The 21021-nt window shown below is 45.6% G+C and carries 20 protein-coding genes; 4 read left to right on the top strand and 16 right to left on the bottom strand.

The annotated features are described in order from the left end of the window. The first annotated feature begins 294 nt into the window (after positions 1-294). Together KIV40_RS01660 and KIV40_RS01655 are read left to right on the top strand one after the other, a co-directional pair. Entirely contained in the window at positions 295-1755 is a 1461-nt protein-coding gene (locus KIV40_RS01660) for a sodium-dependent transporter (protein WP_285347797.1), read from the top strand. Beyond that, positions 1755-1862 carry a MetS family NSS transporter small subunit gene (locus KIV40_RS01655; protein WP_012128447.1) on the top strand — a complete coding sequence of 36 codons (108 nt, stop codon included), beginning with the start codon at positions 1755-1757 and terminating at the stop codon, positions 1860-1862. The genes KIV40_RS01660 and KIV40_RS01655 overlap by 1 nt, the downstream gene beginning before the upstream one ends. Before the next feature lie 64 nt (positions 1863-1926). Here KIV40_RS01655 and KIV40_RS01650 read toward each other — a convergent pair whose 3' ends face one another. The 15 genes from KIV40_RS01650 to yceD form a co-directional block, all read right to left on the bottom strand. Beyond that, positions 1927-2328, bottom strand: a complete 402-nt coding sequence (locus KIV40_RS01650; RefSeq protein WP_012128448.1) for a hypothetical protein — start codon at positions 2326-2328, stop codon at positions 1927-1929. Between the two features lie 266 nt (positions 2329-2594). Further along, positions 2595-4025, bottom strand: a complete 1431-nt coding sequence (gene ptsG / locus KIV40_RS01645; RefSeq protein WP_012128449.1) for a PTS glucose transporter subunit IIBC — start codon at positions 4023-4025, stop codon at positions 2595-2597. A gap of 444 nt (positions 4026-4469) precedes the next feature. Continuing rightward, positions 4470-5237 carry a TatD family hydrolase gene (locus tag KIV40_RS01640; RefSeq protein ID WP_012128450.1) on the bottom strand — a complete coding sequence of 256 codons (768 nt, stop codon included), beginning with the start codon at positions 5235-5237 and terminating at the stop codon, positions 4470-4472. Beyond that, positions 5228-6190, bottom strand: a complete 963-nt coding sequence (locus KIV40_RS01635) for a DNA polymerase III subunit delta' (protein ID WP_152684494.1) — start codon at positions 6188-6190, stop codon at positions 5228-5230. The genes KIV40_RS01640 and KIV40_RS01635 overlap by 10 nt, the downstream gene beginning before the upstream one ends. A gap of 24 nt (positions 6191-6214) precedes the next feature. Continuing rightward, entirely contained in the window at positions 6215-6847 is a 633-nt protein-coding gene (gene tmk, locus KIV40_RS01630) for a dTMP kinase (RefSeq protein ID WP_012128452.1), read from the bottom strand. After that, the gene (gene mltG / locus KIV40_RS01625) at positions 6844-7860 is read right to left on the bottom strand and encodes an endolytic transglycosylase MltG (RefSeq protein WP_285347794.1); all 1017 of its coding nucleotides are present in this window, start codon (positions 7858-7860) and stop codon (positions 6844-6846) included. Before mltG ends, tmk begins: the two co-directional genes overlap by 4 nt. Continuing rightward, on the bottom strand, positions 7857-8672 hold the full coding sequence (pabC, locus tag KIV40_RS01620) for an aminodeoxychorismate lyase (protein ID WP_285347793.1): 816 nt from the start codon (positions 8670-8672) through the stop codon (positions 7857-7859). The genes mltG and pabC overlap by 4 nt, the downstream gene beginning before the upstream one ends. 108 nt (positions 8673-8780) lie before the next feature. After that, the gene (fabF, locus tag KIV40_RS01615) at positions 8781-10028 is read right to left on the bottom strand and encodes a beta-ketoacyl-ACP synthase II (RefSeq protein WP_005425696.1); all 1248 of its coding nucleotides are present in this window, start codon (positions 10026-10028) and stop codon (positions 8781-8783) included. Between the two features lie 93 nt (positions 10029-10121). Next, a complete protein-coding gene (gene acpP / locus KIV40_RS01610; protein WP_004406112.1) occupies positions 10122-10355 on the bottom strand; it encodes an acyl carrier protein in 234 nt (77 codons plus the stop codon). A 245-nt stretch (positions 10356-10600) separates the two neighbouring features. Beyond that, the gene (gene fabG, locus KIV40_RS01605) at positions 10601-11335 is read right to left on the bottom strand and encodes a 3-oxoacyl-ACP reductase FabG (protein ID WP_005444803.1); all 735 of its coding nucleotides are present in this window, start codon (positions 11333-11335) and stop codon (positions 10601-10603) included. Between the two features lie 34 nt (positions 11336-11369). Beyond that, positions 11370-12293: an ACP S-malonyltransferase gene (fabD, locus tag KIV40_RS01600; RefSeq protein ID WP_285347791.1), complete on the bottom strand. Its 924-nt coding sequence runs from the start codon at positions 12291-12293 to the stop codon at positions 11370-11372. 76 nt (positions 12294-12369) lie between these two features. Continuing rightward, the gene (locus tag KIV40_RS01595; RefSeq protein WP_005531469.1) at positions 12370-13320 is read right to left on the bottom strand and encodes a beta-ketoacyl-ACP synthase III; all 951 of its coding nucleotides are present in this window, start codon (positions 13318-13320) and stop codon (positions 12370-12372) included. Between the two features lie 5 nt (positions 13321-13325). Beyond that, positions 13326-14351, bottom strand: coding sequence for a phosphate acyltransferase PlsX (plsX, locus tag KIV40_RS01590; RefSeq protein ID WP_038889875.1), 1026 nt, complete (start codon positions 14349-14351; stop codon positions 13326-13328). Between the two features lie 10 nt (positions 14352-14361). Then, positions 14362-14532, bottom strand: coding sequence for a 50S ribosomal protein L32 (gene rpmF / locus KIV40_RS01585; protein WP_005396978.1), 171 nt, complete (start codon positions 14530-14532; stop codon positions 14362-14364). Positions 14533-14591: 59 nt separating this feature from the next. Then, on the bottom strand, positions 14592-15116 hold the full coding sequence (gene yceD, locus KIV40_RS01580; protein ID WP_005444794.1) for a 23S rRNA accumulation protein YceD: 525 nt from the start codon (positions 15114-15116) through the stop codon (positions 14592-14594). Between the two features lie 149 nt (positions 15117-15265). Here yceD and KIV40_RS01575 point away from each other — a divergent pair, with 149 nt between their 5' ends. Next, positions 15266-15847: a nucleoside triphosphate pyrophosphatase gene (locus tag KIV40_RS01575; RefSeq protein WP_285347789.1), complete on the top strand. Its 582-nt coding sequence runs from the start codon at positions 15266-15268 to the stop codon at positions 15845-15847. Positions 15848-16099: 252 nt separating this feature from the next. Here KIV40_RS01575 and rluC read toward each other — a convergent pair whose 3' ends face one another. Next, positions 16100-17044 (bottom strand): 23S rRNA pseudouridine(955/2504/2580) synthase RluC, encoded by a 945-nt coding sequence (rluC, locus tag KIV40_RS01570; protein ID WP_041853308.1) that lies wholly within the window; start codon positions 17042-17044, stop codon positions 16100-16102. A 636-nt stretch (positions 17045-17680) separates the two neighbouring features. On the opposite strand from rluC, the gene rne reads away from it, so the two are divergent. Beyond that, positions 17681-20788 (top strand): ribonuclease E, encoded by a 3108-nt coding sequence (gene rne / locus KIV40_RS01565; protein WP_167425533.1) that lies wholly within the window; start codon positions 17681-17683, stop codon positions 20786-20788. Positions 20789-21021 lie beyond the last annotated feature (233 nt).

The following is a 21021-nucleotide window of genomic DNA, read 5'->3' as shown; positions in this document are numbered from 1 at the left end:
TTTATACCAGATAAAATATCGCCATTAACATTTAGAATCTATTGCGCTAAATAATGTAAAAAGTTAGTCTGACAACATAAAGCAGAAGAATGTTTCAGCTTTCACAAACACACATCAAAATTTAAAGCATTTAATTCTATTTCTTGTTAGGCAATACAAAGCAAAACTCCAGAATTTAATAACAATACCGAATATTGGACAAAAGACTGACAGATAACAGTTGTTCTTTATTCTTCTGGATTGCAGATTGCCGAGAAGAGCTTCATTCCTTAGGGAGTCGTACAGGAGTCAAATATGAAGCGAGAACAATGGGGATCCCGTGCGGGATTCATCTTAGCCGCAGTCGGTTCAGCCATCGGTTTGGGTAACATCTGGCGTTTCCCATACATGGCCTACGAGAATGGCGGTGGTGCCTTTTTCATTCCTTACCTTTTTGCCATGATCACTGCTGGTATTCCTTTTATGATCCTTGAGTTCAGCATGGGTCAAAAATACCGTGGTTCTGCACCAAAAACACTGGCCAAAATTCATTCCAAGTTTGAGTGGCTTGGCTGGTTCCAAGTGGGTGTCGCCGCTGTTATCGCCGTTTACTACGTAGCCGTGATTGGTTGGGCAATTTCTTACTTTGGCATGTCGTTTACCCAAAGTTGGGGTTCAGATACCAACGCTTTCTTCTTCAGTGAATACCTAAAGCTTGGTGATAACTCTCCAACGGATTTAGGCAGCATTCAATGGAAGATCGCAGTGTCTATGCTAATTGCTTGGGCCATTACCTACACAGCGATTGTGAGTGGCGTAAAATCAGGGATCGAGCGTGCGTCTAAGATCATGATGCCTATCTTATTCTTTATGGTGATCTTCTTGATTGGCCGTATGATCTTCCTTCCTGGCGCACTAGACGGTGTGAACTATATGTTCGAACCTGACTTCAGCAAAATCTGGGATGTGAAGGTGTGGGCAGCCGCTTACGGTCAGATCTTCTTCACGTTGAGTATCGGCTTTGCCATCATGCTGGCTTACTCAAGCTATCTGCCAGAAAAATCAGACATCACCAATAACGCCTTCATGACGGTATTGATCAACTGTGGTTTCTCGATTCTATCAGGCATCATGCTTTTCTCGGTGTTGGGCTACATGGCTCAAGAACAAGGCAAACCTCTGACTGAGGTTGTATCAGCGGGTGTAGGTTTAGCATTTGTTACGTTACCTGCGGCAATTAACTTGCTACCAGCACCATACATTCTTGGTCCCCTATTCTTCTTTGCTTTGGTTGTGGCTGGTTTAAGCTCGCACATCTCAATCATGGAAGCAGTAACGTCAGCGGTTATCGACAAGCTGAAGTGGAGCCGTAAGAAAGCTGCGAATGTTGTGATTGGTACGGGTTTTGTGGTCTCAATGGCATTTGCAACCAATGGCGGTCTACTTCTGCTTGACCTTGTTGACCATTTCGCAAATAACGTCGGTATTATGGTAGGTGGCCTAGTAGAAATCCTTCTGATGGCATGGTTGCTGAAACAAGTACCGGAAGTTCGTCGCTACGTAAACGAACGCTCTGACTTCTCTGTAGGTCAATGGTTTGAAATCTGTCTACGCTTCATCACTCCGATCATGCTAGCGATTATCTTGGCGACAAAACTGTACGCACTTCTAACAGAGGGCTACGGCGGCTACGACCTTACACTAGGTTGGGCAATGATTGCCGCGCTGTTTGTGTTTGGTGTACTGATTAATGTTGCGAGCAAGGAGAAAGCATAATGACTACAAGTGCAATCATCATGATGGTTATCGGTCTTGGCATCACTTGGGGTGGCGCTGCGGTATGCATCAAAAGAGCAATGAATAAACAGCAACAACGCCGTTAATTCATAGAACAGATAAGTTTTACAAACAAAATGCCGGCTCTACGCCGGCATTTTTTGTGTCCATTTAGAAATTGTACTTGATACCAAGTGCCCCACCGATTTGTAGGTCCGGCCCTTTGTAAAGTTCTAGCTCTGGATGAATTTGAGCGTAAAGGTCCCAGCCTTTCGATAGGTCCCAGTTCAGACCTAATGGCACACGAACGCCAAATTCGTCATCCCATTCATACCAACCACCGATACCTACGTACCATGTTAGCGGCATACTTTGATCAAATGACCCGCGCTTGGCGATGTAGTCAAACGCCATACCATCGTTACCAATAATACCGCGATACTTATCTTCAATTTCAATCACAACACTTAGCTGCTGATCCACTGCCATACCGACAGAGAAGTTTGTCGGTTGATTTGCTGCCATGCTAACACTCGGGAACAGTGCAGCTGCCAACATTATTTGCTTTTTCATACACGTCATCACTCTTAAAAAACGGCGTACATAATTCAAACATGGTGGCATTTTATTATGTCAGTAATGAGTAAGAATGACGTACGAAAAAGGCCACAAAGGTAAGGCTGAGTCAGGGGTCACAACAACAATGTCAGAAAGTAAGCCCTAAGAAGCGAGAAGAGAGAAGAGAGAAGAGAGAAGAATACGCAACGTTGGATGAAGAACGAAAAGGATAATACGCAAAAAGGAGGCCGAAGCCTCCTTTCTATCATGAATGACTGAGATTAGCCGTGGTTACGAATCCACTCATCCATTTCAGTTTTCAGGTTGTCAGACTTAGTACCGAAGATAGCCTGAACACCACCTGCTACAACTACAACACCAGCAGCGCCTAGTTGTTTTAGTTTGTCTTGGTCAACTGCAGCTGTGTCAGCTACTGCTACACGTAGACGAGTGATACATGCGTCTAGACCAGTGATGTTTGCTTTGCCGCCGAATGCTGCAACAAGCTCACCTGCCATGTCAGAACCAGAAGTTGCAGCAGCTTCTTCAGATTCGTCTTCACGACCTGGAGTTTTAAGGTCAAGAGCAGTGATTACTGTGCGGAATACTACGTAGTAGATTACTGCGTAAACTAGACCAACAGCTACCATCAGACCCATCTTCTGAGCGTGACCAGATAGAACTAGGAAGTCGATCAGACCGTGTGAGAATGATGTACCGTGTACAAAGCCTAGCGTGTTAGCAACAACATACGCAGAACCAGCTAGTAGAGCGTGGATACCGTATAGTAGTGGAGCAACGAATAGGAATGAGAATTCGATTGGCTCAGTAATACCTGTTAGGAATGAAGTCAGAGCAGCTGACGCCATGATACCCATTACTTTCGCGCGGTTTTCAGGTTTAGCACAGTGAGCAATTGCGATTGCTGCAGCTGGTAGACCGAACATCTTGAACATGTAACCACCCGCTAGCTGACCGAAGCCATTACCAGCAGCACGAGAAGCTTCATCAGCAACTAGGTAACAAGTTAGTACGCCGTTTTGCGTTTCACCAGCAGCGTTCACACAAGTACCTGCTTCGAAGAAGAATGGTACGTTCCATACGTGGTGTAGACCGAATGGGATTAGAGAACGCTCAACTACGCCGTAGATACCGAACGCAAGTTGTGGGTTTTGGTGTGCAGCCCAGTCAGAGAATGCAGAGATTGCACCGCCGATTGGTGGCCATACGAAAGAAAGAACAACTGCAAGGAAGATCGCAGCGAAACCAGTGATGATTGGCACTGCACGCTTACCAGCGAAGAAGCCAAGGTACTCTGGAAGTTGGATTTTGAAGAAACGGTTGAATGCCCAAGCAGCAACACCACCGACAAGGATACCACCTAGTACACCTGTGTCGATTTTCTCAACGCCCATGATGCCAGCCATAACGCCTAGCGTTGCTGTCATGATGCCGTAACCAACGATAGCAGCTAGACCAGCTACACCGTCGTTGTTCGTGAAGCCTAGAGCTACACCAACAGCAAATAGAAGTGCCATTTGGCCGAATACTGAACCACCAGCTTGTTCCATTAGGTTAGATACAACCTCTGGAATGAAGCTTAGATGGGCAGCACCAACACCTAGTAGGATACCTGCGACTGGCAACACTGATACTGGTAGCATCAGAGCTTTACCAACTTTTTGCAGGTTTGCAAAAAGGTTCTTAAACATGTTTATGCTCCTGATAAATTATAAGTATTATTTGGGCACTAACGGCACACCCCCGTAGCCTAAATGTTAGCACCCAATGAAAATGTAACCACACGAGGCATTATATTTTCCGGCTCTAAATATATATTGATGGCCCTCAAACTTTCCACACAGTTACGAAATTTAGTTTCAAAACAAGTCTTGGATCACACCGAAAAACAGCCAATGAAAAGGTTTGCATTAAACTTATATTACTGTTTTATAAGGATTTTATTATCTACATAATTAATTTTAAGGCGTAAATAAAATAAAGGCTGATGTTATTTTTAGTAACAAAATTACATTTGATGAATTTGAATGCGCTTAAATCAACAAATTTAGTAAACATTAAACTAAATGATCTTTTTGGTGCATTTCTAAACAAAAAAGGGGCTTTCGCCCCTTTTTAAACCGTTTCTTGATTTTTCATCGCAAAAAAAGATTTCGGAAGTTTTCGGTGGTTTTTTGCCCGACTTCAGATAATGAACACCCTTTTAGCTGTGCAATGTAAGCCGCAACTTCCACTACAAAGGCTGGCTGATTCTCTTTTCCGCGGTGCGGAACGGGCGCAAGATAAGGAGAGTCAGTCTCTATAAGCAACTTTTCAAGGGGCAAAGCTTTTACAACTTCCTTCAATTCTGTTGCTTGACGGAAGGTCACAATACCCGAAATTGAGATGTAGAAACCTAAATCAAGCGCCGCTTCTGCAAAAGCTAGATCTTCAGTAAAGCAGTGGATCACGCCACCACATTTTTCTGCACCGCCATTGCGTAGAATTTCTAATGTATCTTCGCGCGCATTGCGGGTATGGATGATAAGTGGTTTGTTCAACTCTACCGCTAAGTCGACTTGTTGTTCAAAACGCTTTTGTTGTAACGCTGCCATCTCTGGCTTGTAATGGTAGTCTAGGCCTGTCTCACCAATCGCAACGACTTTATTGTGAGAAGCATGCTGGCGTAACACCTCCATCGAGAAGTCACTTTCTACATCGAGAGGATGGACACCACAAGACGCGTAGACATTTTCATACGGCGTGATCAGTTCCAGCATTTTAGGGAAGGAATCCAGCGTAACGCCCACAGATAAAAGCTCTGTTACGTTCGCTTGTTTTGCTTTGTTAATAACGTCTTCAACATTGATGTGAAGATCATCGTAATTCAATTTGTCTAAATGACAGTGAGAATCTACGAACATAATGCCTCTCGTGATTCAATTAACCAATTCATTGATAGTAGCTCAAGGTTCAAGCCTGGGAAGGTTTGCATTTGAGCCTTTAACTCGAGTAATTTTTGTGCTGCTGAGTATAAACCGTTGTAGTTGTTCGGTTGAAACTTGTCAGCCCCTGGCAACTGGTCTGCCTCAGCCACACCAAATTGCGCTTTCTGTGCATCAGTTAATAAGTACCAAGCCCAATCCAACGCTTTATCTGGGTTCTTGGCCATCAAAGACGCACATTGGAACACATCAGAAACAGGAGAAGACAAAGCCTCAATCAAACTGCGCTCAAATGCCTGGTACTCATCAAGCTCGCCACTTTTTACTGCTTCTAGTGTGTTAATTGGGGAGCCCATGTTCAGCTTAAGCGCGTAAGCTGGCACTTTCAAAGAACCCTGCTCGCTCATCCAACTCATCGCTTGTTCTGTCGAAGGTAGCGTCACCACCCACTGCTGACAACGGCTTTGGATGGTTGGGAGTAATCGTTCTTGGTTATGCGTGACAAGCAAGAACAAGCACTTCTGCCCAGGTTCTTCGAGTGTTTTGAGCAACGCGTTCGACGCTGATTCGTTCATCGCATCCGCAGGTTCAATGATAAACACACGATAGCCATTTAGCTGAGACGATTCATGCGCAAGACGATTGCATGCTCGAATCTGGTCAACGGTAATGGATTTCCCTTCCTTCTCTGGTTTGATCCAGTGTAAGTCAGGGTGGCTGTTTGATTGAGTTAGCTGACAGCTGTGGCAAAAACCACACGCCTCACTGGTGTAGTTTTGGCACAAAAGCGAATGACTAAAGAGTTCGACCAACTTCTCAACGGCTAACCCTTGCGCACTTTGCAACAGCAAGGCACCTGGAACTCTTTCGGAATCCAAACTTACTTTGAGGTTATCCCAAACGGGTTGTAACCATGGAAAGTCATTTAACATGAATTACCTCAATCCACACTCTGCTTACTGCGCTGCTAGCCATTTATTAAGCGCAGCTTTGATATCTTGTGCCACGTCTTCAATCGACTGTTCTGCGTTAATAATTACGATAGAGTCATCTGCATTCGCAAGCTCCAAGTAACGCTCACGGGTACGCTCAAAGAAGCTGATATCCATTTTTTCGATGCGGTCTAGTTCACCACGGCCACGTGCACGCTCAAGACCAACACGCGGATCGATATCCATGTACAATGTGAAAGCAGGCTTAAACTCACCTAGCGTTGTATCGCGCAGGTTCTTCATCAGTGATGCATCGATCTGGCGGCCACCACCTTGGTAAGCTTGAGAGGACAAATCATGACGGTCACCCACCACCCATTGGTCGTTTGCTAGCGCTGGTTTAATCACGTTCTCAACTAACTGAACACGCGCGGCGTAAAGCAAAAGCAGCTCTGTCATGTCTTTCAGGTCTTCGCCTTCGTGCTCTTCTTTGACAAGCCCACGCATTTTCTCTGCGAGTGGCGTACCACCCGGCTCACGCGTATTGACGATATTTTCGATACCCGCAGCCTTAAGTGTGTCTAAAACAGTTTTAATCGCAGTGCTTTTACCCGCGCCTTCTAGGCCCTCAACGACAATAAAGTTTGCTTTCATCATTTGTTCTTTTTTAGTTCTCTTAAATAGGCACGTACAGCACGGTTGTGCTCAGCAAGGGATTTCGAAAACACGTGTCCGCCCTTTCCACTTGCTACGAAATATAGATAGTTGCTGTTTTCTGGGTTTAAAGCAGCTTCAATCGACGCTTCACCTGCCATAGCGATAGGCGTTGGCGGCAAACCATTGATTGTATATGTGTTGTATGGCGTTGGTGTACGCAAATCTTTTTTACGGATATTACCATCATACGCATCACCCATACCGTAGATAACGGTCGGATCCGTTTGCAGACGCATACGTTTATTGAGACGGTTAACAAAGACTGATGCGACACGTTCACGCTCAGCATCAATTGCCGTTTCTTTCTCAATAATAGAAGCAAGGATCAGCGCTTCGTATTTGTCTTTCAATGGTAACTTGTCCTGACGTCCTTCCCATTGTTCATCAAGGATCTTATTTAGCTTGCTGTGTGCACGCTCTAAGATCTGGCTTTCACTTGTGCCAGCAGTGTAATGGTAAGTCTCCGCAAGGAATAAACCTTCAAGCTTGTCACGTTCAATACCTAGCTTTTCTGCCATCTCTTTTTCAGACAGTCCAGTTAAGTCATGTTTTACATAAGGCGCAACGCTTAGCTGTTCAACCCACTCAGAGAAACGGCTACCTTCAACAAAAGTAATCGCAAACTGATGTTCTTTACCTGTGTTTAGTTGCTCTAGCGTCTCGAACAAAGAAACATTCGGCTCAAGTTGGTAAGTGCCTGCTCGCACTTGAAGAAGCTCTGGGTAAAGGTGAGGCATTAAGCGAGTGTAATCAGAGGCTTCAATAATATTGTCTTTCACCAAATCACGCATGACACGGTGAAAGCTAGTACCATTTTCAACGGTAAACAGTTGTGGCTGCTCTATTAGAATTGGCGAGTTAACGTATTGCTTAGTCTGTGAAACAACGTAAAAAACACCAGCTGCACCAATAACGGCAATCAGTACAACAAAAGCAAACAGTTTTTTAATCACGAATTTAGATTCCCTTGAAGTCGTCGTGTCAATTTTCCAATTGGAAATTCAATCTTGTTATCTGGTGTTGAAATACCGCAAACTGGCGCGACACCCAATAATGAGTTACACATCCACACCTCTTCTGCATCAAGCAAATCAGCCAGTGTGAACTCGGCTACCTGCACTGGGTAACCTTCAGCTTGGAGTAATTCCAATACCTGACGGCGCATTACGCCAGCCACACCAGACAAATTCAACTCCGGTGTGTAAACCTTCTTATCATTAACCCAAAAAAGGTTTGCCATTGTAGTTTCAATGACATGATTTTGCACATTTAACGTCACAGCATCGGCAAATTCAGAATCATCAATTTCTGCCTTTGCGAGAACCTGCTCTAGTCGGTTGTTGTGCTTATGGCCAGCAAGGAGTGGTTGAATACCTAAGCGAGTTTCGCAAACCCCTAGCTGCACGCCATTTTCTTGCCATAAAGAGTAATGAGAAGGGAACGCAAAATTCGAAATAGTCACTACTGGCCCTTCAACACTACTGGGACTATACCCTCGCCCTCCAGTGCCACGACTGATATGAATTTTGATTCCAGCAAGCTCGTCACTCAAGACCGCTTTCATTACCCAATCGAACACTTGGCTCCAATCAGGAAAAGGGATGTGTAATGTTTTTAGGCACGCTTCCATTCGCTCAATATGCGCTTGCCAGAGCTCCAACTGACCGTGTTTAGTCTTGATGGTGGTGAAGCAGCCATCACCATATTGAAACGAGCGGTCACCAAGCGGAACATGCGTTTGTGGAAGTCCATTTACCCAGAACATTCAGATACCCTTTGTTTTCTGATCGACAAATAAAACAAAACGGCTCAATGCTAAGCATCGAGCCGTTAGAATACAAGTATCGCCACTCTAAAACAGTGTTAGAGATTTTTACTCAGCGAATTTTTTGAATACTAGCGAACCGTTCGTACCGCCGAAGCCAAACGAGTTACAGATTGCGTATTCCATATCAACTTCGCGCGCAGTATGCGGAACAAGATCGATATCTAGGCCTTCTTCAGGATCATCTAGGTTAATCGTTGGTGGAACGATTTGGTCAACTAGAGACATCACTGTAATGATAGCTTCAACAGAACCTGCAGCACCTAGAAGGTGACCAGTCATAGATTTAGTTGAAGATACTAATACTTGTTTAGAGCCTTCTTCACCAAGAGCACGTTTCACGCCCTTGATCTCAGCAACGTCACCAGCAGGCGTCGATGTACCGTGAGCGTTCACGTAACCAACTTGAGTGCCTGTGATGTCTGCATCACGCATCGCCGCTTCCATTGCTAGAGCGCCACCTGAACCGTCTTCACTTGGAGAAGTCATGTGGTAAGCGTCACCAGACATACCAAAGCCAACTAGCTCTGCGTAGATCTTAGCGCCACGTGCTTTTGCGTGCTCGTACTCTTCAAGAACCATCATGCCCGCACCGTCACCAAGAACAAAGCCATCACGGCCCTTATCCCATGGACGAGACGCTTTCTGAGGCTCATCGTTACGAGTTGAAAGTGCTTTCGCTGCACCGAAACCAGCCATACCTAGTGGTGTAGATGCTTTCTCTGAACCACCAGCAACCATCGCCTCAGCATCACCGTATGCAATCATACGCGCTGCGTGGCCGATGTTGTGTAGACCTGTAGTACATGCCGTAGAGATCGCGATGTTTGGACCACGAAGACCACGCATGATAGATAGGTTACCTGCAACCATGTTTACGATGGTCGAAGGAACAAAAAATGGGCTAACTTTGCGAGGACCTTTTTCAACAAGCGCTGTATGGCCTGTTTCGATTAGGTCTAGACCGCCGATGCCTGAGCCGATTGCTACACCAACTCGAGCTGCGTTTTCTTCGGTAATTTCTAAGCCAGAGTCATCCAGTGCTTGGATACCCGCTGCAATGCCGTACTGGATGAATAAATCCATCTTACGAGCATCTTTCTTAGACATGTACTCTGTGCAATCAAAATCTTTCACAAGACCAGCAAAACGAGTCGAGAAGTTCGTTGCATCGAAGTGTTCGATGTTCACGATACCGCTTTGACCTGCTAGCAGGGCTTTCCAAGATGATTCTACTGTGTTGCCTACCGGTGACAACATACCCATGCCTGTGACAACTACACGACGCTTGGACACGATATAATTCTCCGGGAATTGAATGTTTCTATGAGAGGATAGAAGAAGTTAGAAAGAACACAGGCGGTCTAGGAGACCGCCTGGGAGAGATAATTACTGAGCGCTGTTTACGTAGTCGATTGCAGCTTGAACAGTAGTGATTTTCTCAGCTTCTTCGTCAGGAATCTCAGTGTCGAATTCCTCTTCTAGAGCCATTACTAGCTCTACAGTGTCTAGAGAATCAGCACCTAGATCGTCAACGAATGAAGCTTCGTTTTTAACTTCTGCTTCGTCTACACCTAGCTGTTCAACAATGATTTTCTTTACGCGTTCTTCGATGTTGCTCATTTTTCTTTTCCTTTACAGATTTCGCCTAATGCGATGATTCCGTAGTTTATTCGAACTATTGAAAGTTGCAAGGGGGTCCTTGCTGGTCAAACCACAAAATTAGCGAATTTAACCGAATTTCAATACATTTTTGACTTAAATCATGCACAAATGTTGCGCATGAGCATGACAACTTAATGACAGTTAACAGCAACTATAGGCTATTTTTCACAAAGTAAAGTAGCTTATTTTGCACGAACTGTGCATTAAACCATGTACATGCCACCATTTACATGCAAAGTTTCACCAGTAATGTAAGCAGCCTCAGGTGAAGCTAGGAATACAACTGCTGATGCAATTTCACGTGGGTCACCTAGACGACCTGCCGGCACGTTCGACAACGTTGCTGCACGTTGGTCATCATTTAGCGCCTTAGTCATGTCAGTTTCGATGAAACCAGGAGCTACTGTGTTAACCGTTACACCACGAGAAGCGACTTCACGAGCCATTGATTTAGTGAAACCAATTACGCCTGCTTTCGCTGCTGCGTAGTTCGTTTGACCAGCGTTACCCATAGTACCAACAACAGAACCGACGTTGATGATGCGACCTGCGCGTTTCTTCATCATACCGCGCAGAACCGCTTTAGACATGCGGTAGATTGGCGTTAGGTTTGTATTGATGATGTCGTTCCACTCGTCATCTTTCATACGCATTAGTAGGTTATCGCGAGTGATACCTGCGTTGTTAACAAGAATATCGATTGCACCGAACTCATCGTTGATGGTTTTTAGGGTTGCTTCGATAGACTCAACGTCAGTTACGTTAAGTGCTAGACCTTTACCGTTTTCACCTAGGTATTCGCTGATAGCCGCTGCGCCACCTTCAGAAGTCGCAGTACCAATTACCGTTGCACCGCGCTCAACAAGAAGCTCAGCAATCGCACGACCAATGCCACGGCTCGCGCCTGTCACTAGAGCGATCTTACCTTCTAGATTCATCATGTTGTGTTTTCCTTTTCTTATCGTGAACGAATTACTTAGCGGCTTCTAGCGACGCTACGTCGTTAACAGCTGCTGCGCTTAGTGTTTTCACGATACGTTTAGTCAGACCTGTCAGTACTTTTCCAGGGCCAAGCTCAAGAAGATTTTCTACGCCTTGTTCGCTCATTAGTTGCACGCTCTCAGTCCAACGAACTGGGCTGTGAAGTTGACGAACAAGTGCGTCTTTGATTTTTGCAGGATCCGTTTCTGCTGCCACATCAACGTTGTTGATAACAGGAAGTTGTGGTGCGTTGAACTCGATAGATTCTAGCGCAACCGCTAGTTTCTCTGCTGCTGGTTTCATTAGTGCACAGTGTGAAGGCACTGAAACAGGAAGAGGAAGTGCACGTTTTGCACCCGCTTCTTTACATAGTGCGCCCGCGCGCTCTACTGCGTCTTTGCTACCTGCGATAACAACTTGACCAGGCGAGTTGAAGTTTACTGGAGAAACGACTTCACCTTGTGCTGCTTCTTCACAAGCTTTTGCAATTGCTTCGTCATCTAGACCGATGATCGCGTACATTGCACCAGTACCCGCAGGTACCGCTTCTTGCATCAGTTGACCACGTAGTTCAACCAATTTGATTGCTTCTTTAAAGTCAATCACGCCAGCACACACAAGCGCTGAGTACTCACCTAGGCTGTGACCCGCTAGGTTTGCTGGTTGCTCAAGACCAAGCTCTTGCCATACACGCCAGATAGCAACAGATGACGCTAGCAAAGCCGGTTGAGTACGGAAAGTTTGGTTTAGATCTTCTGCAGGTCCATTTTGAACAAGCGCCCATAGGTCGTAACCTAGTGCGTCAGATGCTTCTGCAAATGTTTGTTTTACTACGTCATATTGTTCGACTAGATCAGCAAGCATACCTACAGCTTGTGAACCTTGACCTGGAAATACGATAGCAAACTTGCTCATGTTGTTTTCCTTTAAGCAAAGTAAAAAGAAATAAGATGCACCGTAGCGCATCTTAAATTTTGAATTCTTGTGAAACTTAGAATTTCACCAGGGCAGAACCCCAAGTGAATCCGCCGCCAAACGCTTCAAGAAGTAGAGTTTGACCACGTTTAATACGACCATCACGTACCGCCTCATCCAGTGCTGTTGGCACGGTTGCTGCTGATGTGTTGCCGTGTTTATCAAGTGTGATCACGACTTGGTCTAGTGACATCGAAAGTTTCTTCGCTGTCGCTGAGATAATTCGGTAGTTCGCTTGATGCGGCACTAGCCAGTCTAGTTCAGACTTGTGCATGTCGTTCGCTTCAAGCGTGTCTTTCACTAGCTTGGATAGCTGAGTTACTGCCACTTTGAATACTTCGTTACCTGCCATGTGCAGCCATTTGTCGGCATCTTTGCCGCGCTCTGGCACAGGTAAGCTCAACAGATCGCCAAATTGGCCGTCTGAGTATACGTGTGTAGAGATGATGCCCGGCTCTTCGCTCGCGCCAATCACTACCGCGCCAGCCGCATCACCAAATAGGATGATGGTTGAACGGTCCGTTGGATCACACGTTTTAGACAATGCGTCTGCGCCAATCACGAGTACGTTTTTACACATACCTGATTTGATGTGCTGATCAGCAACAGACAATGCGTATACAAAGCCTGAACAAGCAGCGGCTAAGTCGAATGCAGGACAACCTTTAATGCCAAGCTTTCCTTGCACCTGACACGCAGATGAAGGGAAAGTATGGCTACTGCTCGTGGTAGCAACGATAATTAGGTCGATATCATTTTTATCAATGCCGGCCATATCGATAGCGTTTTCAGCTGCGTAGAATGCCATGTCCGCAACAGTTTCATCTTCTGCTGCAATTCGACGCTCTTTAATACCCGTGCGAGCTACGATCCACTCATCACTTGTATCTACCATTTTCTCTAGGTCTGCGTTAGTACGCACCTGAGATGGCAGGTAGCTGCCAGTACCTAAAATTTTGCTATACATGAAGACTAATAATGCCTCTCGAGTAAAACCGCTTCCAAACGATCGCTAATACGGCTTGGTACTTGTCGTTTGACCTCGTGTACTGCCTCGCCAAGTGCATTGACAATCGCAGATACATCCGCACTTCCATGGCTTTTTATGACAATGCCGCGCAATCCTAGCAAACTTGCGCCGTTATACTGGTCGGGGTTCAGTGTTTTTAGTTCATTAAATAGCCGAGAAAACAACTTTCTAGCAATCCAACCCTTTATCGTCGATGCCATCATGCTGGTTTTTAACTTTTCGATAAAGAGTTGCGCTGTTCCCTCGCTGGCTTTCAAGCATACGTTACCGACAAAGCCATCACAAACGATGACGTCGGCCACGTCATGCAAAATTTGATTACCTTCAATATAACCGACAAAATTGATTGCGTCGGTTTGAGAAAGCATTTCTGCACAGCGTTTGACTAAATCATTACCTTTAATTTCTTCTGCGCCGATATTTAGCACAGCAACACGAGGAGGTCGACCTAGGTGTTCTTCTGCTAATGCACTGCCCATCACAGCAAACTGAAACAACGAGTCAGCATCGCACGACACGTTCGCACCAAGATCTAACATCCAAGTACGTTTACCGCTGATGGTCGGTAAGGCGGAAACTAAAGCAGGACGCTCAATACCAGGAAGCAGCTTAAGAACAAATCGTGAGAGCGCCATCAAGGCTCCGGTGTTGCCACCGCTCACACAAGCATCTGCTTCGTTGTCAGAAACGAGATCAATGGCCATACGCATGGAGCTATTTTGGCTATTACGTAATGCTAAAGAGGGCTTTTCTGAATTGGATATCACTTTCTCGCTGTGAAGAATGCTCAAACGAGAACTGGTAGAGGTACCTAGTTGAGATAATTGAGACGTGATCAGGGATTGATCACCTATAAGAATCACTTTTAGCTCTGGGAAATGAGACAGTGCCTGCACGGCGGCAGGCACTGTTACGCGTGGACCGAAATCCCCGCCCATTGCATCAAGTGCAACGGTAATACTTTGCAAAGGTTCAACCTTACTTGTTGATAACCTTTTGACCACGGTAGTAACCTTCAGCAGTTACGTTGTGGCGTAGGTGAGTTTCACCAGAAGTCGCGTCTACAGATAGTGCAGCTGTAGTTAGCGCATCGTGTGAACGACGCATACCGCGCTTAGAACGAGTTTTACGGTTTTTCTGTACGGCCATTGACCCTACTCCTATACTATTGGGTTAAAAACCTAAAGAAGAAGCGGCTACCACACCAGTTACTTTTTCAGATTTTTCAAAACGTCGAATGGATTCGGTTTTTCTTCCTCAATTTCTTCAGGAATCTCACCAAAAACCATGTTATTTGAGTCAACGCTACAATCCGCATCATCGTGCATTGCGATTTGAGGTAATGTTAAGATGAACTCGTCTTCAACCAGTTGTATAAGGTCTAATTCACCGTACTCATTTAGATCTACCAAATCATAAATTTCTGGTGCTTCCTCTTCCGTCTTCTCACCGTAGTAAGGAGTGTAAAGGAATTCAACTTCACACATGTGTGTGAATACCTCATTACAACGCTGACACTCTAAATCGACTTCGATGTTAGCTTTACCAGAGATAACAACAAGTCGCTGTTCATCAATATCAAATGACAATGAGACTTCTGCGTCGCGTTTTACGCCTTCAGTTGTTTCCGCTAAGCGCTTGAAAAGACTAGCTTGGATGATGCCATCGTAATCTAATCGTTTCTGTGCGGACTTCGCCGGATCAACCGTTCGCGGTATTTTTACCTTTTGCATAGGGCGCGAATATTATCTTCCAAATCAAAATTAGTCAAAGAAAAAGGCAAAAAAGTTGTACTTTTTTACGCTTAACGTACAGAGCATTAGCCAGAATCGATTTTGATCGATTATCCTATCGGAAATGCTTTTGCGAATTGTAATTCAAAATGAAAAATTACCAACTGGTTTTAGCCTCAACCTCCCCTTTTCGTAAACAACTGCTGGAAAAACTAGCAGTACCTTTTACTTGTTTATCACCAGACTGTGACGAGACGCCTTTACCCAATGAACCCCCTTTAGAACTGGTTCAAAGGCTCGCGATGGGAAAAGCGACTTCTTGCCATACAACTCAGGACAGTTTGGTCATTGGCAGTGACCAAGTTTGTGTCATCGATGGCAAAATTGTCGGTAAGCCACAAAATAGAGAAAACTCGATCAAACAGTTATTAGCTCAAAGCGGTAAAATCATCACTTTTTATACCGGGCTTGCGGTACATAACACCGCAACAAATCATACTGAAGTCGGCTTCGATACCTTTGAAGTGCATTTTAGGGATTTGACTCGAGACCAAATCGAGCGTTACGTAGACAGAGAGGAACCATTTTATTGCGCCGGTAGTTTTAAGAGCGAGGGAATGGGCATTTGCCTGTTTAACAAGTTAGTCGGTAAAGATCCAAATACGCTAGTCGGCCTGCCACTGATTGATTTGATCGACATGCTGCAAAAGCAAGGGTTAGAGGTTTTGTAGGGAATCGGGAATCGGGAATCGGGAATCGGGAATCGGGAATCGACGATATTTTTCCTTTCTGGGAACAGATTCTGTCAACTCCCGTTAGAACTTAGTTTCTTTTAATTGCCTTCCAACGGAGCACTTCCGAGTATAGGAGCGCTGCACTCCGCACGCCCTTGTGGTCAAACTCGACGATTAAAAAAGCCGATGTCTCAACATCGGCTTTTACATAGCTTTTTGCAGCCCCGAAGGGTGTAGATACTCTCGCCTCTACTTCTTACGTAGACCTACCAACACTTTTTCAAGCTTAGCTTCCATCGGCGCGTTGATCTCCATCCACTCATCATTCGATGGGTGCTGGAACTTGATGTTCGCCGCATGAAGGAACAAACGGTCCAAACCAACTTGGCCAGTATAAGCATCAAAGCGGCGGTCACCGTAACGATCATCCCATGCGATTGGATGACCTGTGTATTGAGTATGCACACGAATCTGGTGAGTACGGCCGGTAATCGGACTTGCTTGAATCAACGTCGCCTGCTCAAACCTTTCCAAAACCTTGAAGCGCGTTTCTGACGGTTTACCATTTGGGTTCACACGTACGATACTGTTGACTTCATTTTTGAGTAGCGGCGCATTAACGACTTTGCAGCTGTTTTTCCACTCACCCATGACAAGAGCGAAGTAGAACTTCTTCACTGTCTTTTCACGGAACTGTGCTTGCAGGTGACGCAATGCCGAACGCTTCTTAGCAACTAACAAAATGCCGGAAGTGTCACGGTCAATACGATGAACCAGTTCTAAAAAGCGTGCCTGTGGGCGTAATGCTCGAAGTGCCTCAATCGCGCCAAACTTCAAACCACTGCCACCATGTACTGCTGTACCAGATGGTTTATTTAGCACCAACATATGGTCATCTTCAAAAATGATCATATGTTCTAGTTCTGCCACTTTATTTAACTTAGTACTCGGTGCGACATCGTCTTCTTTCTTCTCGACCGTTACCGGAGGGATACGTACGAGATCGCCTGCCTTAAGTTTGTACTCGGCTTTAATACGTTTTTTATTAACGCGCACTTCACCCTTACGCACGATTCGGTAAATCATGCTTTTGGGAATGTCTTTTAATTGGTTACGCAGAAAGTTATCAATGCGTTGACCCGCCATGTCTTCGTCGATATCAACGAACTGGACTTTTGTTCTTATTTCGCTCATGGGCGGTATTATAAACCCAAATCTGTACGACTTCACATTATTCTTGCGGCAAAAGAAACACTTGTCGCCGTTCATCGAGCTAAAACACGCCAAGCTTTTGTTTAAATTATTAAAACTCTCTATCAACTTCTCGATTTAATTTGCGTCTTTCTCAGTTTGCGAGACTCAACTGCTTATGAAACAGCCAGTTATAAATTACAAAAATTGAATTTAGCGCCAAATTTTCCATCGTTTACGTTAAAGCAGATTGCTGATATCCACCTGCGCTGCTATAGTTCACAGCTGCTAAGGAAGGTTTGGTTACATTTTGTTCATTACCAATCATTTATCCCCAAGCAATGTGAGTAGACTGTTGAATGTCAGGTGCGGCATTGGCGTAAGACACATTGAGTTCAACACACTTGTCACTCTACTCCTCGCATATTCACGTTGAGTATCTACCGCTCCGTATAGCGGGTCACAAGTTTACGTTTCCAACGAAACCCAAAGAAGTTTGTGATGACTGAAGTGCCCTAGAGCATCCCCTTCCAGCCGGGAGGCTGCAAAATATAGCCATGGGATCAGGCACCGTGAAAGAGTGAAAAAACAGTGGCAAGTTGCAAAGAAAGATAAAGAAAAGACAACGAGAAATTTTCAATGAAAAGAATGTTAATTAACGCAACTCAAAAAGAAGAGTTGCGTGTCGCTCTGGTTGATGGCCAGCGACTTTTCGATCTTGATATCGAGAGTCCAGGTCATGAATCTAAAAAAGCGAATATCTACAAAGGACGTATCACACGTATCGAACCAAGCTTAGAAGCCGCATTTGTTGACTACGGTGCTGAGCGTCACGGTTTCCTTCCTCTTAAAGAAATTGCCCGCGAATACTTCCCTGAAGGTTACACTTACCAAGGCCGTCCTAGCATTAAAGAAGTGCTAACAGAAGGCCAAGAAGTGATCGTGCAAGTGGAAAAAGAAGAACGTGGTAGCAAGGGCGCAGCTCTAACTACTTTCATCTCTCTTGCGGGTAGCTACCTTGTTCTTATGCCTAATAACCCTCGTGCCGGCGGTATTTCTCGTCGTATCGAAGGTGATGAGCGTACACAACTTAAAGCTGCACTAAGCACTCTGGAATTGCCTCAAGGCATGGGCCTGATTGTTCGTACTGCTGGCGTTGGCAAGAGCGCAGAAGAACTAGAGTGGGATTTGAACGTACTACTTAACCACTGGAGCGCGATTAAGGGCGCGGCAGATTCTAACCCTGCCCCATTCCTAATCCACCAGGAAAGTAACGTAATCGTTCGTGCAATCCGTGACTACCTACGTCGTGATATCGGTGAAATCCTAATCGACAGCAACACCATTTATGAGCGTGCTAAAGAGCACATCAAATTGGTTCGTCCTGATTTCATCAGCCGCGTTAAAAAATACGATGGCGAAGTACCACTGTTCAGCCACTACCAAATCGAAAGCCAAATTGAATCGGCTTTCCAACGTGAAGTGCGCTTACCATCTGGTGGTTCTATCGTAATCGACCCAACAGAAGCACTGACTTCTATCGATATCAACTCTGCTCGCGCAACGAAAGGCGGCGATATCGAAGAAACAGCACTTAATACCAACCTAGAAGCAGCAGACGAAATCGCTCGTCAATTGCGTCTACGTGACCTTGGTGGTCTGGTTGTTATCGACTTCATCGATATGACGCCAGTACGCCACCAGCGTGAAGTTGAAAACCGTCTACGTGAAGCCGTTCGTCTAGATCGCGCCCGCGTTCAAATCGGTCGCATTTCTCGCTTCGGTCTTTTGGAAATGTCTCGTCAACGTTTGAGCCCTTCTCTAGCGGAAGCAAGCCACCATATTTGTCCTCGTTGTACGGGTACAGGTGTGGTTCGTGACAACGAGTCTCTAGCACTTTCTGTTCTTCGTCTTATTGAAGAAGAAGCGCTTAAGGACAACACAGCACAAGTACTTGCTGTGGTACCTGTGCCAATCGCGTCTTACCTTCTAAACGAAAAACGTCGCTCTGTGAACCACATTGAACGCACTCAAGAAGTGAAGATCACTGTTGTTCCTAACTCAGACATGGAAACGCCTCACTTTGAAGTTATCCGTGTTCGTGAGGGTGAAGAGTTCGACCTGCTTTCTTACCTACTTCCTAAGAAACTGGAAGCGATGAAAGAAGCAGAAGGCAAAGAGCCTGCAGAAGTTGATATTAAGCCTAAGCGCATCGAAGAGCCTGTACTGAAAGGTTTCGCAGCGCCAACGCAAACTGCACCAGCTCCTGCAGCAACGTCTAAACCTGCACCAGCTGCGAAGAAGAAAGAAGCTGCGCCACAGGAAGAAAAACCAGGTCTAATCAGCCGTCTGTTTAAAGCGCTTGGCAGTTTCCTATTCGGTGGTTCTGAAGAAGTAAAAGAAGAGCCTAAGAAAGAAGAGAAGAAGCCAAACCGCGATAACAAGCGCAACAAACGTGACCGCAACGATCGTCGTCGCAACAACAACCAACGCGATAACCGCGAAGGTCGTGACAACCGCGATAACAAACGTCGCCGTAAGCCACGTGAAGAGCAAGCGACTGAGCAAAACGAAACGCAACAGCAGCCTAATAAGCAGCAAAACCGCAACCAGAAACGTAAGCCTAGAGCTCAACAAGCTGAAAAAGCACAAGAGCCAAAAGCAAATGCGAAGGTAGCGGAAAAAGGTCTGCAACTTGCCGCTGAAGCACGCACTGGTACAGAAGCGAAGCCGGAAGAAAGCAAAGCGAAGTCAAACGCGAAAGCAGAGAAAGTGAAAGAGCGCCGTCAGCGTCGCAAACTGAACAAATCTGTACGCGTTAAAGATCAGCAAGCGGCAGAGAAAGCTGAACAGGAAGTACCTGTACAAACAATCGTTGAAGCGGTTGAAGCACCTGTTGAAAAGCCAGTTGAGGCAGCAGCAGAAGCACAACAAGACAACAAAGCAGAATCTAAACAGCGTCGTAACCGTCGTTCACCACGTCACCTACGTGCAAGTGGCCAACGTCGTCGTCGCGGTCGCGATCGTCGCCCTAACCCATTCCGCCTACGCAAAGGTGGTGTAGCCTCTCCTGAGATGGCAATGGGTAAAGTAATGCCACGCTACATTCCAAAACCAGCGCCTAAGAAGGAAGAGCGAGTGAAGGAAGAAGCAGCGGTTGTTGCAACAGCAGTACCTGCAATCCAAGGTGGTTTTGCTTGTCCTGAAATGGCGATGGGTAAAGTGATCATTCGCCGTGAGCAACCTGCAGTCGTTGAAGCGCCAGTAGTTGAACCAAAAGTTCAACAACCTGTAGAAACGAAAGTAGAAGCTCCAGTTGTAGAAACACCGGTTGCAGCAGCACCAGTAGTTGAAGCAGCAGTTGTAGAGCAAGCTGAAACTGTAGCAGCAGAAGCGACACCAGTTGAGCCAATCGTAGAAGCACCTGTAGTTGAAACAACTGAAACTGCAGTAGCAGAAGCGGCGCCAACTCAAGAGCCAGTAGTCGAAGTAGTAGCAGAAACTGTAGAACAAGTTACAGCGGAAGCGAAAGTAGAAACACCAGAGCCTAAAGCAGAAGTTATCAAGGTAGCGACCAAGCCACGTGCGAGCGCACCGATGACAAAAGCGCCGGGTCCTCAAGAGCTTCGCGAAATCACCGTTACAGCAGCACCGTTTAAAGCTGAACGCTACGCACCGAAAGGCGCAGGTAGCCAAGTAGCAACAAACCGTGCGTCTGCAGGTATGACAAAGCCAAACTTTAGCTAAGTTGTAATTTGTCTTTACACAAAGCGAAAAGCTAATGAAAAGGCTGCCGATCGGCCTGTCTCTTATACACAAATCCCCAAGCTTGTAGCTTGGGGATTTTTTTTGAACTCTTTCAAGTGTGTGTGATCTGATCACTTAGCAATCATTACTGAAACACTAAGATGACACACTCAGACGCTAAACTTTGGGCACAAGAACAATTTGGACAAGCACAACTTAAAGACCCTCGAAGA

Source organism: Vibrio sp. D173a, assembly GCF_030248475.1.
This window is presented reverse-complemented; position numbering and strand designations above follow the sequence as displayed.

Coding starts and splice junctions, on each gene's coding strand:
- KIV40_RS01660 (WP_285347797.1), top strand. CDS start 295: ATGAAGCGAGAACAATGGGGATCCCGTGCGGGATTCATCTTAGCCGCA.
- KIV40_RS01655 (WP_012128447.1), top strand. CDS start 1,755: ATGACTACAAGTGCAATCATCATGATGGTTATCGGTCTTGGCATCACT.
- KIV40_RS01650 (WP_012128448.1), bottom strand. CDS start 2,328: ATGAAAAAGCAAATAATGTTGGCAGCTGCACTGTTCCCGAGTGTTAGC.
- ptsG (WP_012128449.1), bottom strand. CDS start 4,025: ATGTTTAAGAACCTTTTTGCAAACCTGCAAAAAGTTGGTAAAGCTCTG.
- KIV40_RS01640 (WP_012128450.1), bottom strand. CDS start 5,237: ATGTTCGTAGATTCTCACTGTCATTTAGACAAATTGAATTACGATGAT.
- KIV40_RS01635 (WP_152684494.1), bottom strand. CDS start 6,190: ATGTTAAATGACTTTCCATGGTTACAACCCGTTTGGGATAACCTCAAA.
- tmk (WP_012128452.1), bottom strand. CDS start 6,847: ATGATGAAAGCAAACTTTATTGTCGTTGAGGGCCTAGAAGGCGCGGGT.
- pabC (WP_285347793.1), bottom strand. CDS start 8,672: ATGTTCTGGGTAAATGGACTTCCACAAACGCATGTTCCGCTTGGTGAC.
- acpP (WP_004406112.1), bottom strand. CDS start 10,355: ATGAGCAACATCGAAGAACGCGTAAAGAAAATCATTGTTGAACAGCTA.
- fabG (WP_005444803.1), bottom strand. CDS start 11,335: ATGAATCTAGAAGGTAAGATCGCTCTAGTGACAGGCGCGAGCCGTGGC.
- fabD (WP_285347791.1), bottom strand. CDS start 12,293: ATGAGCAAGTTTGCTATCGTATTTCCAGGTCAAGGTTCACAAGCTGTA.
- KIV40_RS01595 (WP_005531469.1), bottom strand. CDS start 13,320: ATGTATAGCAAAATTTTAGGTACTGGCAGCTACCTGCCATCTCAGGTG.
- rpmF (WP_005396978.1), bottom strand. CDS start 14,532: ATGGCCGTACAGAAAAACCGTAAAACTCGTTCTAAGCGCGGTATGCGT.
- yceD (WP_005444794.1), bottom strand. CDS start 15,116: ATGCAAAAGGTAAAAATACCGCGAACGGTTGATCCGGCGAAGTCCGCA.
- KIV40_RS01575 (WP_285347789.1), top strand. CDS start 15,266: ATGAAAAATTACCAACTGGTTTTAGCCTCAACCTCCCCTTTTCGTAAA.
- rluC (WP_041853308.1), bottom strand. CDS start 17,044: ATGAGCGAAATAAGAACAAAAGTCCAGTTCGTTGATATCGACGAAGAC.
- rne (WP_167425533.1), top strand. CDS start 17,681: ATGAAAAGAATGTTAATTAACGCAACTCAAAAAGAAGAGTTGCGTGTC.